Source organism: Dyadobacter diqingensis, assembly GCF_024220585.1.
Taxonomy (GTDB): Bacteria; Bacteroidota; Bacteroidia; order Cytophagales; family Spirosomataceae; genus Dyadobacter; species Dyadobacter diqingensis.
The window spans coordinates 153,838-168,631 of the sequence record NZ_JAMXKF010000012.1 but is presented as its reverse complement, the minus strand read 5'-3'; the positions used below and the strand labels follow the sequence as shown (position 1 = coordinate 168,631).

The following is a 14,794-nucleotide window of genomic DNA, read 5'->3' as shown; positions in this document are numbered from 1 at the left end:
ATGTTCGAAGAGGTCAAGTAACCAGCTTATTATATTTAATGATTATCACCACCGTTTAAAAACTTTCTTATTAATTTTAGTGGTAAATTGATAAGAATTATATGATTAAAATATTATTAATTTGCATATCCTCCAGATAAATTATGAACGTTGATTTAAAACTTAAACAAGACAAAGAATACCAACCATTATGGCTGTCAATTTACTGGAGTTAACAAAGGGATATATTACAAAAGAAGTCGGTTACATCATTTCTGCTTTAACCGAAGAGAGTACAGGAGACGTCCAGACCGCTTTATTAGGAACCCTTCCGGGGCTTATTGGAGCGATCATGAATAAAGCTTCCACTTCTGGCGGCGTTCATGAGCTGATTGGTCTGATGAATCTCAACAATGAAGATTACGTTTTAAAGGATCTTGCCGGCGTTTTGTCAGATCCTGTCAAATCGAAAGATTTGATCACCATGGGGCTGTCATTGCTTCCGATGTTGCTGGACACGGACCTTAAGATTGTGACCGACTCTATTTCAGCTTCAACAGGTCTGAAAAGTTACTCGGTTTCCAACATTCTCAGCATATCTGCCCCGATCGTTTTGAGTGTGGTGGGGAAACAGGTGAAGGAAAAATCAATAGACCCTTTAAAACTCACTACCCTTCTGGTCGCTCAGAAAGAACATATCCTCAAATATTTGCCAAAAGATCTTTCCGCTCTCTGGGATTTCAAAGGGCTCGAAGAGTTGAATAAAAATCTTCAGCGTAACCCTTTAAGCGAACATCATCTGGAAAATAAGCCGGTTTCCGGTAAAAAGAAACTCGGTTATCTTTTGGTGGCTGTCTTGTTTCTGGCGGCGATAATCTGGGGATACAAGAAACTGAACCGAGGAGAAGAAACAGTGGTTGTCGAAGATTTTCCAGTAGAAGCTGAGGGAGCTAAGAAGAGCGGGAAAGGACCTGCGGATAGTAGCCCAGGAAGACTGGTAACGCGGAAGCTTCCAAAAGACATCGAACTGAATATTCCAGAACATGGCACAGAGGCAAAATTGCTCAACTTTATACAGGATTCGAGCCGGACGGTAGATAAGAACGTATGGATCGATTTTGACAGAATTGTTTTTGAGCCGAATATGGCTGAGCTCAATACAGAATCAGAGGAGCAGGTCAACAATATTGCCGAAATCATGCGGGCTTATCCCAATGTCAATATCAAGATCGGAGGTTATACTGACAACACCGGCGATGCGGCTGCAAATCTAAGCTTGTCAAAAAATCGTGCGGATGCTGTGAAAAAAGGTATTGCCAAAAAGAATATAAAGGCCAGTCGTGTTCAGTCGGAAGGTTATGGAATTGACCATCCGATAGAGAGCAATGATACCGAAGAAGGAAGGGCTAAAAACCGCCGGATCGCGATCAATGTGACGAGAAAATAGATGCTGGTTACTAAATGAAAGGCCTGATTTTCGAATCAGGCCTTTTTTTGTACCCCGATTTGCAATATTTAAAGAATCAGAGAATCAATTGGGAAAAAGCGACGGAGAACGTTATGATTTAGATTATATTTAAACTTTGGAAGTTTTAATATTTGTATATGAGAGGAAATTCCCGGTTCGGTATATTTTGCACACTTGTGTTAATATTAATAAGTCCTGTGCTGTCTTTCGGGCAGAAATTATCCGAAGGGCCTCAGGTTCTGACATTCTTTTCAGCGGCGGATGACACGGAGCAACCGTATGGACTGTACCTTCCCAAAAATTATGATGCTTCTAAAAAATACCCACTGGTGATGATGCTACACGGTGCAGGTTCCAACCATAGGCTTGCTTTACGCCGCGTTTTCGGAAAGAGCAATGCAGAAGGCGAGACGGATGTGGAAGCTACGCGCCATTTCCCAAGCTGGGACGATGTTGATTTTATTGTGGCCTCGCCTTATGCACGCGGAACTGCCGGTTACCAGGGAATCCCGGAGCAGGATGTTTACGATGTGCTTGCCGATGTAAAAAGGAGATTTAGTGTTGATGAAGACAGGACATATCTGACCGGCTTGTCGATGGGCGGCGGCGGAACGCTCTGGATCGGGCTCACGCGTCCGGATATCTGGGCTGCGATCGCACCGGTTTGCCCGGCACCACCGGCTGGCACGATTGACCTGGCTGGTAATGCGTCAAATTTGGCTGTTCATTTTTTCCATGGCGATAAAGATCCTGTTGTACCCGTAGAAGGAACCAGAGCATGGGTTTCCAAAATGCAGGATATGGGGGTAGAAGTTACTTATAAGGAATTTGTCGATGTCAAACACGACAGCTGGGTGAATGCCTATGACGAAGAGTTTATTTTCGGTTGGTTTAACCAGGTCAGAAATCAATATCCGAACGCTGTAAAATTTGCCAGCAAGTTTTACAAATACAATAAAGCTTATTGGGTGCAGCTTGATGGGATCAAAAGCGGTTTGCTTGCAGAAATCGATGCAGGTTTCAAAAAGGGTAATAACATTGATGTTAAAACGAAGAATCTTGAAGCCTTTTCGCTTAAATTAAAAGGGCATCCGCGGTTCAGTGCGGGACAAAACTATACTGTTGTTATTGACGGGACCACGTTGTCAGGCAAGGCAGACAGTACGTTTTCTTTCGCAAAAAAAGGCAATGCCTGGACGATTGTTAAACAACAGCCAGCAAATGCCGGACTGAAAGGAAAAGGTTCGGAAGGTCCGGTTTTTGATGCTTTCTCAACCCGTCATATCTATGTTTATGGCACAGCGGATAATCCTTCACAGGAGGAATTGAAAAAGCGTCTTGATATCGCCAATGCAGCGGCTGACTGGTCAGCTTATCGTGGTCCGTTTTTAGGCAGGATTATGTTTTTCCCCCGGATTGTATCAGATAAGGAGGTGCGGGAAAGTGATCATGCAAGCGCAAATCTTATACTTTTTGGAACGAAAGAAACCAATGCCGTAATCAATAAATATGCCGATAAACTGCCAGTTCATTTAAGTACTTCCGCATCCAATTATGGATTGCTTTACGTGTTCCCGGTTGGCGGACACTATGTGACGGTAAGCTCCGGATTACCATGGTGGGCAGGGGCAGAGGATAAAGGTTTCCCCTTTGTGCCGGCTACACACAGAAGTTTACCGGAATTTAAAGATCTTTTATTTTTCAAAGATTCATTTAAGAACATCATAACCGACGGATATTTTACCCAGGATTGGAAATTACCGGAATCGGTGCTGACGCTTATGAACAGTTCAGGCGTTGTAACAATAACAAAGTAGTATTTTTATTTATCTCTTGTCACCAGGTCAAATGGACTTTAACCAGAAAATCTCGCGGAAATCTTTTCTCCGTACCAGTGCAGTGGCACTATCAATCCCTTTGCTTTCACGCATTCCTTCGATGGCGAAAGGAACGTCTAAAATTGGTTTGCAGCTTTATACTTTAAGAGATGACCTAAGCAAAGATCTTGAAGGAACCCTTAAAAAAGTGGCGGCGATCGGATATAAGGAAGTGGAAACATTTGGCTATACCGACGGAAAATTCTTTGGTAAAACTGTTAAGGAATTCAAATCTCTTCTGAACGGCTTGGGGTTAAATCCGGTGAGTGGTCACTATGGTGCCGGCATTGCAGCACCTGACAGAAAAGGAACGTTGTCAAACGACTGGAAACGTGCAGTGGATGATTCCGCTGAACTAGGCCAGAAATACATGATGTGTGCTTACCTGACTCCTGACGAGCGTAAGTCAATCGACGACTATAAAAAGTACGCTGTGCTTTTCAATAAGTCGGGAGAGATCTGTAAGGCGGCAGGAATCCAGTTTGGATACCACAACCACGATTTCGAATTCCAGAAACTTGACAGAGAACTTCCGTACGATATCATCACAAAGAATACAGATGCATCGTTGGTAAAACTTGAACTGGATTTGTACTGGGCTGTTAGGGCCGGTTTAGATCCTGTGGAGCTTTTCAAACAACATCCTGGCCGTTTCCCCTTATGGCATGTTAAAGACATGGAAAAAGGGCCGGATAAAGCGTTTGCGGAGGTAGGGACAGGCGCCATCGATTTCGCGAAAATCTTTGCTGCCAGAAAAACTGCGGGTATGACACATTTCTTCGTTGAGCAGGATGTTTGTAAAAGACCTCCTTTGGAAGCCATTGCAATAAGTTATGGCAATCTGGTGAAGATGAAGGTTTAGTCTTTTGATTTCAGATATCAGGATAAAAAAGAAGACCCGGCCGCATAGCAGCCGGGTCTTTCCACATTATGCAGATAAAAAAATCTTAGTTGGCAAGCTGTAATTTAAGCTCATTCAGACGGCTGCGAAGAGACGCATCGATCTGGCGGTCGTTTACACGAAGCAAATAACCACCGATTAAGCTAGGATCTACTTTCTCTTCCAGTTCTACTGTTTTGCCCGTAGCGCTTGCAACAATATTGTTGAACTGCTTGCGAAGCTCCTCAGTCAACGGAGTCGAAGTAATTACAGTTGCTTTCTGAATACCCTGGTATTCATTGTAAGCCGTTATAAACTCGTCAGCAATCGCATCAAGGATTGACTCACGGTTCTTTTTTGTGATGATCGTAAATATTGAGAAAGAAACCGGATTTACTTTATCCTGGAAAATCGCTTTCAAAATAGCCAGTTTCTTTTCGTGACGTACTACCGGACTTTTCAGTGCCAGTAACAGACCACGATTTTTTTCCGCTGTATCCTTGAACAATTTCATGTCCTCGTATACCGCTTCAATAACATTTTTTTCTTTAGCCAGTTCGATAAGAGATTTAGCGTATCTGGCGGCAACTATACCTACTGACATAGGGAATCAATTAATTTTTTGAATGAAAGAACATCACAGCGTCGCCGAACCTTAGTTCATACGTGCTGAAGAAGCAAGATCTGCAATCAGTTTTTCCTGAGACTCTTTATCTTTCAATTCACGGTGCAATACCTGCTCAGCGATTTCAAGAGATAAAGTAGCTACTTCTTTACGCATTTTAGCGATTGCAGCATGCTGCTCGTTACGGATTGTGTCACGTGCACTGTCAATCATTTTCTGTCCTTCTACAACTGCTCTGTCTTTCGACTCAGCGATCATGCGGTCAGAAGCTTCTTTTGCATCACGAAGGATACGATCGCGTACAGCGTTAGCTTCTGCAATCAGCTTTTCGTTATCAGACTTCAATTTGATCATTTCAGCCTTAGTTCTTTCAGCAAGATCAAGAGCACCCTGAATTTCGTTTTCACGATCTTTTAAGCCTTTAATGATAGGTTTCCATGCAAATTTGGCAAGAATGAAAACAACCATTAAAAATACCACCAGCATCCAGAAAATAAGACCTGGGTTAGGAGTAAGCAATGACATAATATTTAATGTTTTTGAGTTGTAAAATCTTTAAATGCGAAGTGTAAGTTTTGGTAACTAATACTTCCGGACACTCTCTTTTATTAAAAGCCGTGGAAGCCTAATGCTTCCACGGTAAGTTTTTTTGCCAGTCTCCAGGCCTAATGCGAAAGAGATAAAGCATGAGACCGAAATCTCAAATTCGTTACTAAAGCTTGAACGAGATAAGCAGACAGATAACCGCTGCGAACAACGCTACCGCTTCGATAAGAGCAGCAATGATAAGCATTGCAGTTTGGATAGCACCAGCAGCTTCTGGCTGACGAGCGATACCTTCCATTGCAGAACCACCAATTTTACCGATACCAAGACCAGCACCGATAGCAGCAAGACCAGCACCGATAGCAGCACCGAAAACAGCTAGACCTGCACCACCTTGTTCTGTAGCCTGAAGCAAAATTTGAAGCAACATAATTGTGTTTGTTTTAAAATATAATTAATAAAAAAAGAGATTAAAAAAATCAGTGTCCGTGGTCGGCGTGATGATGGTCTTCAATCGCGCTGCCAATGTACATGGACGATAAAAGGGTAAAGATAAATGCCTGGATAAACGCCACCATGATTTCGATGAAGTTAAGGAACAAGGCAAATAGTGATATTACAGGAGCGATGAACATGCTCTGGAATATGAAGATCAATCCGAATAAACTTAAAAGGATGATGTGACCAGCTGTCATGTTTGCAAAAAGACGAACCATTAATGAGAACGGCTTCATGAACACACCCACGATCTCAACAGGGATCATGATAAGCAACAATGGAGCAGGTACACCTGTTGGCTTCACAAGGTGAAGGTAATAGTGTTTGTTGGCATTGATGTGAACAATAATGAAAGTGATCACAGCAAGTGTCATCGTCACCGCGATGTTACCTGTAACGTTGGCTGCACCCGGAAGAAGACCTAAAATGTTATTGACAAGGATAAAGAAGAACAATGTCAGCAAGTAAGGAAGATACTTCTCGTAGTTAGGACCTACGTTAGGTTTAACAACGTCGTCACGAATAAACAGAATAACGATTTCCATTGCAGACTGAAATCCTTTTGGCGCTTTTCCTTTGTTGTTCTGATAAGCCTTACCAATGCTGGTAAAAATCAGGACAAGGATAATGGCGCTAAGCATCATGGAAGCTACGTTTTTCGTAATCGAGAAATCGTAAATTACACGGGCTTCATCAACCGGAACAATTTTCTCAGAATCTCCGTGAACCAGATGATAACCATTGTACTCATGGTGATCATTGTGGAAATTACTTGAAGAGAAAACTTCTATACCACGATCTGCCGAGTATAAAATAACAGGTAGGGGGATCGCTACACCGTGAGAGAACTCCCATTCATGAGAATCCGCAATGTGGTGCATGATCATTTGGCCGATATTGAACTTTTCTTCTGACTCTTCCAGATTATGTTCAATTTCGTGCTCGGCTTTATTAACACTTTCAGCAACCTTATTATGGTCATCATGACCTGATTCCTGGGCCGAAGCCGGAAGGCTAAAAAAGCAAGTTGCCGCAACAAGGGCAGTGGTTATAAACAGTCGTAAAGGCGTATACATAAATGCTTGAAATACTATGCTTTGTCAATCGCGGCGCAAGTTACAATACAAACCATATATTTCAAAGCATGTATAAAATAAATAGAGTGCAAAAAAGTTAAGAACAAATGTAAATGAATCAGTTAGCCCTGAATATAAAAATATTCCAATAAAAATAATACTCAGGATAAGCCGTCCAACGATGGTGGAAAGGTAAAACGTGACAAATTTTTCCCGATTGTTTCTAAGTCCGTATTCCATCAGGCGATGAATAAGAAATGAGAGCATCACAAAGAACGCAAGGATGTACCATATATAAGGATGTATCCAGGCGTCGTAGTGAAATTGCTGGACTAGAAATAATACAATTGCTAAAATTATGGACGCAATAATGCTTCGTAACATGTGGGCTGAAAGTCGTTATTTAATAATATGATAATTGGTATATAAATGGTGACAAAATCACTTTAATTTCGAAATGCTGCGTATTAACATATACAAGGAAGCGGCGATCGAAGTCAGAGAGAGCACCAGTGTCCAGACCGGTTTTTTATTCATTTGCCATTGGTCGAGCCGGTAGCCGCCGTATGTAAAAACCAGGATCGTTCCCAGCATTTGGGTTGCCATGCCCGAAAATCTCAGGAACTTTGAAGGCGTTTTTCCTGAAATTCCTTTCGTGGAATCGGGCCTTGCTGCTCCCTTTTCAGTACCATTTTTGTCGTCTTCCATTGCCGTTTTGTAGAATTTCGAGGTAAAGTTGCTTCAAATTTTGCAAATGGCATTATCTTCGATACGTTATTACCGAAATTACCGTTTTAGTTTTGCCCGGACAAGTTAAAAAATCACCCCAAAAGTCTTTATTTGTGACCCATACACTTACACGTTCTATAAACATCATTACCGTTTGTTTGCTGTTAACAGGTGCGCTTATTGGCTGTTCCCAATATAGCACGAGGCCTGCTGCGGTGAATTTTCATAATATTTCTTCGCACTACAACGCTTATTTCATAGCCGAGCAGGATATGCAGGAGGCCGAATTTGCGATGAAGGCCGCTTATAAGGAAGATTACAACCAGCTGTTGCCGATTTTGCTGCCACTTGATTCTGTTTTGGCATTACCTGTAAAACCGCAATTGCTTGATGCTGTGAAAAAAGCCTCCATCGTGGCTGAAAAACATCAGAACAGTAAATGGGTTGATAATAGTTATGTGATCCTTGGGAAATCGCGTTTGTATCTTGGTCAGTGGGCTGATGGTCTGGAAGCGTTACGTTATGTGTATGCCAACGGAAAAGATGAAAATGATAAAAATAAGGCACTCGTTGTTTTGATGCGGGCTTATGTAAGCCGGAAAGATTATTCGAATGCGCTGGGTGTGGCAGAATACCTCAGCCAGCAACCGTTAACAAAAGACGCCACAAAGGAATTTTACCTCACAAAAGCATATCTGCATCAGCAAAATGGCGAATATCTTACCTCGGTTGCTATTCTTGAAGAAACATTTCCTCTACTGGACAAATCCACTGAAACGGCAAGACTTCATTTTGCAGCTGCGCAAATGTACGATCGCCTCGGTCAGTATGTACTTGCCAACAAACACTATAAAAGTGTAACAAAGAATCGGCCAGATTACGATCTTGGGTTTTATTCTTCGATGAATTCGTTACAAAATCAGGTTATTATTGATCCTAAAACAGACGTTTCTTCCGTAGGTTTTGATAAAATGCTTCGTGATCGCAAAAATAATGACCTGCGCGACCGGGTTTATTTTACGATGGGTTTGCTGGCCGAGCACAGAAAGCAATTGCCCGAAGCTGTTGAATACTTGCAAAAATCGGCGTCGCTGGCTACTGGCGGCAATAACGTTCAAAAGGCGTATACTTATCTTCAGCTGGCGCGTATACACTATGATGCGCTTGAAAAATACGAATTTGCGAAAGCCTATTACGACAGTGCGTTAACGATTCTACCCAAAGATGCGGCGGAATATCGAGTTGTTTCAGACCGCAAAAACGCCCTGGATAATTTTGTAACCCAGCAGACGATTGTCAAAATGGAAGACAGTCTTCAGATTTTGGCGAAAATGAATCCTAAGGCACTGGATGACAAAATTGATGGCATTATTGAGGCTCAGGAGAAGAAAAGAATAGAGGATGAAAAGAAAGCGAAAGAAGCGCTCGCACTGGCGGCAACACAGGGTGGCGTGCAGAATGGACTTCCATCGATGGTAAGCGGAAATGACCGCAGATGGGAGCTTTACGATCCGTCCATGATTAACCAGGGTAAGATTGAATTCCGCAGGATCTGGGGAAACAGGGTTTTGGAGGATGACTGGCGCAGAAGTACCAAACAAAATCGTTCATTAGCGGGAAATAATTTTAGCAGCAAAGCAGATAGTGCAGCGGCTGTCGTTGCGGCCGCCGAAACCGTGCTGACTAAGGAAAGCCCGGTTTGGAAGGAAAGACATGCAAATTTGAAAAAGAACGTTCCGCTGACTGATTCGAGTTTTGCTGTTTCACAAAAGAAAAAGGAGGACGCTTTATATAACCTTGGAAAGATCTATCGGTTTGACCTGAAAGAGCCGGAACGATCGGTGGCTGCCTTTAATCGTGTTTTGAATGAATATCCGCAAACGCAATATAAGGAGGAGATTTTTTACCTGATGTACCTGACGTTGCCGGAAAGCGACAAAGACCGTCTGGTTTGGAAGGATAAGTTGATGTCTGAATTTCCGAACTCAACTTATGCACGCCTGCTCAACCGTACTGCTGATGACGGGACAACCGGCGACAAGGACAGAAATAATCCTGTGAAGGCATATGAGAGTGCTTATAAACTGTATGCCGATGGAAATTTCACCAAAGCGCTTGACGATATTGAATCGAATTTGCCCGCTTACAAGGGCAGTATGCTTGAAGACAAATTTGCGTTGCTTCGGGTATTTTTAGTTGGGAAAACCCGTGGAAGGGAGGCTTATTTGCAAGCGATTAATGAATTTGTTCGTTTATATCCAAACAGTATATATTTACCCCGCCTGAAAGAAATGCAGGAATTGCGGGAAATATCCGTTGGAAAAAGATAATTCATGGAAAGTGTATCTTTGCAGATGTGATTGATCCGTTTTCATACGATTCACCAATAAATACCCCCATTATATGATTGAATTGCAGCCAGGAAAATACCGTCGCAGCATCATCCGCGTCTGGCGGTTTGCTGCTATTGGCCTGGGTCTTATAATATTCTATATTTTTGCCGTAAGCATTAACCTGCTTTGGCTTTTCGGTGGAATGCCGGATTTGAAAACACTTGAAAATCCCAAGAGTGAACTTGCTTCCGAACTGATTTCGGAAGATGGAAAATCGCTAGGTAAATACTTCTTTGAGAATCGTACCCCGATTGAATTTGACCAGATTTCTCCCAATTTAATAGAGGCGCTGCTGGCGACAGAAGATGCCCGTTTTGTAAACCATTCGGGTATTGACCCGCGAAGTCTTGCCCGTGTATTTAAAGGTGTGGTTTCTGGGAATTCAAGTTCCGGGGGAGGTAGTACGCTGACACAACAGGTTGCCAAAAACCTTTTTCAAACGCGTTCTGAAAAATATGGCGGGTTGCTCAGCAAAATCCCGCTGGTACGTACGGTCATTGCCAAAACGAAGGAATGGATACTTTCTGTGGTTCTGGAAAGGAAATATACCAAGAGGGAAATCATGATGATGTACCTGAATACGGTGTCATTCGGTAATAACACCTATGGTATTAAGGTGGCGGCCAAGACTTATTTTGATAAAGATGCCTGGGATCTGACGGTCAGTGAGGCCGCGCTTTTGGTGGGTATGCTGCAAAATCCTACTTTATATAATCCGCTAAGATTCCCGACCAACGCATTAAACCGACGCAATACGGTATTGGCCCAGATGGTGAAGTACAAGTATTTGCCGGAAGAGAAATTTGATAATTTGAAAGAGAAATCGCTGGGAATGAAATTCACGGTCGACGGACATAATACGGGGCTTGCTCCTTATTTCCGGGAGTCGATGCGGGGATATCTTAAAGCCTGGGTGAAGAAGTATAACGAGGAAAATGGTGAAGACCTGGATTTGTACACCAGCGGCCTTCGTATTTATACGACCATCGATTCGCGTATGCAACGTTATCAGGAAGAAGCGCTGAATGAGCACATGAGAACCCAGCAACGACTTTTTGATGCGCACTGGAAAGACAGAAATCCGTGGGCTTATCCCGACGGAAAGGAAGTGCCTGGTTTTATTGAAAAGGCGGTTCGGGCATTGCCTTATTTCAATGTTTTGAAGAAGGAAGTGGGTGAGAAAGAAGCATGGAAAGTAATGAACCGTCCCTACAAAATGAAGGTTTTTTCATATGACGGAGAAAAAGAAATGACGATGAGTCCGATTGACTCACTGCGTTATTACAAGCGGTTTTTACACGCCGGTATGATGTCCATGGATCCTCGTAACGGACAGATAAAAGCCTGGGTAGGTGGGGTTAATTTCAAATACTTCAAATATGATCACGTAAAACAAGGGGCGCGCCAGCCGGGTTCGACCTTCAAACCGTTTGTATACGTTTCAGCACTTGACAAGAATTTCCTTACACCCTGCGACCGTATTATGGATGCTCCGGTACATTTCGGACTGTCTGATGGTGTCCCTGGTGGTTGGACCCCGCATAACTCGGGTAACAAATTCTCTTACCGTCCGCTGTCGTTACGGCAGGCGCTGGGAAAATCTGTCAACTCGGTAAGCGCGAATATCATCAAAATGGTGAAGCCCAATACCGTTGTCGAATATGCGCATAAACTGGGTATCACCAGCGAATTAAATCCAAAACCGTCCTTATGTCTGGGGATCAGCTCAGTCTCTGTTTTTGAGATGGTTAACGCCTACTGTGCATTTGCCAACGGAGGGCACCGCACCGAAGCCATGACAATTTTGCGGATAGAAGACCGTTATGGTAATGTTTTGCAGCAGTTTTATCAAAAGCAAAACCAGGAGTTGAGTGAAAATATGGCATACAGTATGCTGTATCTGATGCGCGGAGCAGTGGAAGATCCAGGTGGAACAGCGAGCCGTCTGAGAACATTCGGGGTGACGGAAGGCAATGAGATTGCTGCCAAAACCGGAACATCTCAAAATTATTCTGATGGTTGGTTTATGGGAATGACCCAACATCTGGTTTCGGGAATCTGGGTAGGAGGAGAGGACATGCAAATCCATTTCCGGACCATGCAGCTTGGGCAGGGCGGCCACGTGGCGATGCCGGCATGGGGATTGTATATGAAAAAAGTTTATGATGATCCAACGTTATTACAATATAGAAAAGGACCTTTTAACAAGCCCGAAAATTTCGCGCTGGATTGTGGTGGCGTGCGCTCTGACAGCGCGGACACCTACATTCCGCCCTCTCGCTCCGATGATGAAGGGGCATTATTTTAAATCAACAACCAAGGAAATTTCTAATTTATGATTGAACTGCAGCCTGGGAAATACCGCCGCAGCATTATACGTGTGTGGTTATTTACCGCAATAGGTCTGGGACTTTTTGTACTTTATATCGTAGCCGTAAGTTATAATTTCTTTTGGCTTTTCGGCGGAATGCCCGATCTGATAACACTTGAAAACCCAAAAAGTGAGCTGGCTTCCGAACTGATTTCTCAGGACGGAAAGTCGTTGGGGAAATATTTCTTTGAAAACCGGACACCGGTAGAGTTTGATCAGATATCAAAGAATGTCACGGATGCACTGGTTGCAACCGAGGATGCACGCTTTACAAATCATTCGGGGATCGACCCGCGGAGCATGCTTCGGGTAGCAAAAGGGATTTTGCTGGTCAGTTCCAGTTCAGGTGGAGGAAGTACACTGACACAGCAGGTTGCCAAAAACCTTTTCGAAACACGTTCGGAAAAATATGAAGGTTTACTGGGTAAAATACCTTTTGTCCGCACGGTTATCGCGAAAACGAAAGAATGGATCCTTTCTGTAACATTGGAAAGAAAGTATACCAAGAAAGAAATCATGATGATGTACCTGAACACGGTTTCTTTTGGTAATAATACATTCGGGATCAAAGTTGCTGCGAAAACTTATTTTAACAGGGAGCCGCGGGATCTTGAAGTTAATGAAGCCGCACTGCTGGTAGGTATGCTTCAAAACCCGACTTTGTACAATCCGCTGCGATTTCCTACCAATGCGACCAACCGCAGGAATACGGTTTTGGCGCAGATGGTGAAGTACAATTATCTGCCGGAAGACGAATTTGAAACTTATAAGGAAAAATCGCTGGGTTTGAAATTTACGGTTGACGGTCATAACACCGGCCCTGCACCCTATTTCCGTGAATCGATGCGCGGGTATATGCGGGCATGGGTGAAGCGATACAATGAAGAAAACGGCACAGACCTGGATTTGTACACCAGCGGACTTCGGATCTATACAACGATCGATTCCCGGATGCAGGCTTATCAGGAAGAGGCTATGAATGAGCATATGCGTCAGCAGCAAAAACTTTTCGATGCGCACTGGAAAGGAAGAAATCCATGGGCTGACGAAAATGGAAAGGAAATTCCCGGATTTATTGAAAAAGCCGTTCGCTCCTTGCCTTACTTTAATGTTTTGAAAAGAGAAGTTGGCGAAGAAGAGGCCTGGAAAGTGATGCGCCGTCCATACAAAATGAAGGTGTTTTCTTATGACGGTGAAAAGGAAATGACGATGAGTCCGATGGATTCGATCCGCTATTATAAAAGATTTTTGCATGCCGGGATGATGTCCATGGATCCCCGGAGCGGCGAAATTAAGGCCTGGGTCGGTGGTGTGAATTTCAAGTATTTTAAATACGATCACGTAAAACAGGGAACCCGCCAGCCTGGTTCGACATTCAAGCCGTTTGTGTATGTGGCTGCGTTGTATAAAAACTTTCTGACGCCTTGCGACAAAATTGTTGATGCCCCGGTTGAAGGGCAGTGGACGCCAAAAAATTCAAACGGGAAATATTCGGAGCAGCCATTGACATTAAGACAGGCACTTGGTAAATCAGTGAACTCGGTCAGCGCGGCGATTATTCAGATGGTTAAGCCGGAAACGGTTGTGGAGTATGCACATAATTTGGGGATAACGAGTAAACTGGATGCAGTTCCGGCGCTTTGTCTGGGCGTAAGCTCGGTTTCGGTTTATGAAATGGTGAACGCTTATTGCGCTTTTGCGAACGGAGGTTATCGCACCGAACCGATGACGGTTTTACGGATTGAAGACCGTTATGGCAATGTTTTGCAGGAATTCCACCAAAAACAGAATCAGGAATTAAATGCCGATGTAGCGTACAATATGCTCTATCTGATGCGTGGTGCCGTGGAGGATCCGGGTGGGACTGCCGGGCGTTTACATTCTTACGGGGTTACCAGCGGGAATGAAATTGCGGCCAAAACAGGTACGACAGATAACCATTCGGATAGCTGGTTTATGGGTATGACACAAAATCTGGTTTCAGGAATCTGGGTAGGCGGCGAAGATATGTCGATACACTTTCGGACCATTGACCTGGGACAGGGCGGGCGTGCCGCGATGCCAGCCTGGGGACTTTATATGAAAAAGGTGTACGACGATCAGACACTTCTGCAATATCGAAGAGGTCCGTTTATTAAACCTGAAAACTATTCGCTGGACTGTGGCAAGGTGGCCTCCGACAGCACGGATACTTATGTTCCGCCAGCATCTTCCTCAGATGACGAAGGCGTATTGTTTTAATTAAAAGACAGAAAAATCTCCTGCATTGTGAATCTGAAAATTTACAATGCAGGAGATTTTTTATTTTGACCGCACGAAGTAATATCTTTATTAGATTGAAGACTGACAGCC

11 protein-coding genes are annotated in these 14,794 nt (G+C 43.5%); 6 read left to right on the top strand and 5 right to left on the bottom strand.

Features of this window, described 5'->3' with window-relative positions; translation table 11 throughout:
* The first annotated feature begins 190 nt into the window (after nucleotides 1-190).
* The 3 genes from M1L62_RS26245 to M1L62_RS26235 all read left to right on the top strand — a co-directional run bounded on the left by M1L62_RS26245 (nucleotide 191) and on the right by M1L62_RS26235 (nucleotide 4,186).
* On the top strand, nucleotides 191-1,426 hold the full coding sequence (locus tag M1L62_RS26245; protein ID WP_254562623.1) for an OmpA family protein: 1,236 nt from the start codon (nucleotides 191-193) through the stop codon (nucleotides 1,424-1,426).
* Nucleotides 1,427-1,623: 197 nt separating this feature from the next.
* Nucleotides 1,624-3,264, top strand: a complete 1,641-nt coding sequence (locus M1L62_RS26240; protein WP_254562622.1) for a carboxylesterase family protein — start codon at nucleotides 1,624-1,626, stop codon at nucleotides 3,262-3,264.
* Nucleotides 3,265-3,295: 31 nt separating this feature from the next.
* Nucleotides 3,296-4,186 carry a sugar phosphate isomerase/epimerase family protein gene (locus M1L62_RS26235; protein WP_254562621.1) on the top strand — a complete coding sequence of 297 codons (891 nt, stop codon included), beginning with the start codon at nucleotides 3,296-3,298 and terminating at the stop codon, nucleotides 4,184-4,186.
* Between the two features lie 85 nt (nucleotides 4,187-4,271).
* Here the strand turns inward: M1L62_RS26235 and atpH are convergent, their stop codons facing one another.
* The 5 genes from atpH to M1L62_RS26210 all read right to left on the bottom strand — a co-directional run bounded on the left by atpH (nucleotide 4,272) and on the right by M1L62_RS26210 (nucleotide 7,657).
* Nucleotides 4,272-4,808, bottom strand: coding sequence for an ATP synthase F1 subunit delta (atpH, locus tag M1L62_RS26230; protein ID WP_254562620.1), 537 nt, complete (start codon nucleotides 4,806-4,808; stop codon nucleotides 4,272-4,274).
* Between the two features lie 51 nt (nucleotides 4,809-4,859).
* Complete coding sequence (atpF, locus tag M1L62_RS26225; protein ID WP_254562619.1) at nucleotides 4,860-5,354, bottom strand: F0F1 ATP synthase subunit B; 495 nt, start codon at nucleotides 5,352-5,354, stop codon at nucleotides 4,860-4,862.
* Between the two features lie 187 nt (nucleotides 5,355-5,541).
* Nucleotides 5,542-5,805 carry an ATP synthase F0 subunit C gene (atpE, locus tag M1L62_RS26220; RefSeq protein ID WP_090335138.1) on the bottom strand — a complete coding sequence of 88 codons (264 nt, stop codon included), beginning with the start codon at nucleotides 5,803-5,805 and terminating at the stop codon, nucleotides 5,542-5,544.
* 49 nt (nucleotides 5,806-5,854) lie between these two features.
* Nucleotides 5,855-6,949, bottom strand: a complete 1,095-nt coding sequence (atpB, locus tag M1L62_RS26215; protein WP_254562618.1) for a F0F1 ATP synthase subunit A — start codon at nucleotides 6,947-6,949, stop codon at nucleotides 5,855-5,857.
* Nucleotides 6,950-7,390: 441 nt separating this feature from the next.
* On the bottom strand, nucleotides 7,391-7,657 hold the full coding sequence (locus tag M1L62_RS26210; protein WP_254562617.1) for an AtpZ/AtpI family protein: 267 nt from the start codon (nucleotides 7,655-7,657) through the stop codon (nucleotides 7,391-7,393).
* Nucleotides 7,658-7,791: 134 nt separating this feature from the next.
* Between M1L62_RS26210 and porW the strand changes: the two genes are divergently transcribed.
* The 3 genes from porW to M1L62_RS26195 all read left to right on the top strand — a co-directional run bounded on the left by porW (nucleotide 7,792) and on the right by M1L62_RS26195 (nucleotide 14,683).
* Nucleotides 7,792-10,008: a type IX secretion system periplasmic lipoprotein PorW/SprE gene (porW, locus tag M1L62_RS26205; protein ID WP_254562616.1), complete on the top strand. Its 2,217-nt coding sequence runs from the start codon at nucleotides 7,792-7,794 to the stop codon at nucleotides 10,006-10,008.
* A 73-nt stretch (nucleotides 10,009-10,081) separates the two neighbouring features.
* Nucleotides 10,082-12,379, top strand: coding sequence for a penicillin-binding protein 1A (locus tag M1L62_RS26200; protein WP_254562615.1), 2,298 nt, complete (start codon nucleotides 10,082-10,084; stop codon nucleotides 12,377-12,379).
* Nucleotides 12,380-12,406: 27 nt separating this feature from the next.
* Entirely contained in the window at nucleotides 12,407-14,683 is a 2,277-nt protein-coding gene (locus tag M1L62_RS26195; RefSeq protein WP_254562614.1) for a penicillin-binding protein 1A, read from the top strand.
* The last annotated feature ends 111 nt before the right edge of the window (nucleotides 14,684-14,794 follow it).

What these genes read in the sequence shown, in the direction of transcription:
- atpE (WP_090335138.1), bottom strand. Translation starts at nt 5,805, where the DNA reads ATGTTGCTTCAAATTTTGCTTCAGGCTACAGAACAAGGTGGTGCAGGT.
- atpH (WP_254562620.1), bottom strand. Translation starts at nt 4,808, where the DNA reads ATGTCAGTAGGTATAGTTGCCGCCAGATACGCTAAATCTCTTATCGAA.
- M1L62_RS26200 (WP_254562615.1), top strand. Translation starts at nt 10,082, where the DNA reads ATGATTGAATTGCAGCCAGGAAAATACCGTCGCAGCATCATCCGCGTC.
- M1L62_RS26195 (WP_254562614.1), top strand. Translation starts at nt 12,407, where the DNA reads ATGATTGAACTGCAGCCTGGGAAATACCGCCGCAGCATTATACGTGTG.
- M1L62_RS26210 (WP_254562617.1), bottom strand. Translation starts at nt 7,657, where the DNA reads ATGGAAGACGACAAAAATGGTACTGAAAAGGGAGCAGCAAGGCCCGAT.
- atpB (WP_254562618.1), bottom strand. Translation starts at nt 6,949, where the DNA reads ATGTATACGCCTTTACGACTGTTTATAACCACTGCCCTTGTTGCGGCA.
- atpF (WP_254562619.1), bottom strand. Translation starts at nt 5,354, where the DNA reads ATGTCATTGCTTACTCCTAACCCAGGTCTTATTTTCTGGATGCTGGTG.
- M1L62_RS26235 (WP_254562621.1), top strand. Translation starts at nt 3,296, where the DNA reads ATGGACTTTAACCAGAAAATCTCGCGGAAATCTTTTCTCCGTACCAGT.
- M1L62_RS26245 (WP_254562623.1), top strand. Translation starts at nt 191, where the DNA reads ATGGCTGTCAATTTACTGGAGTTAACAAAGGGATATATTACAAAAGAA.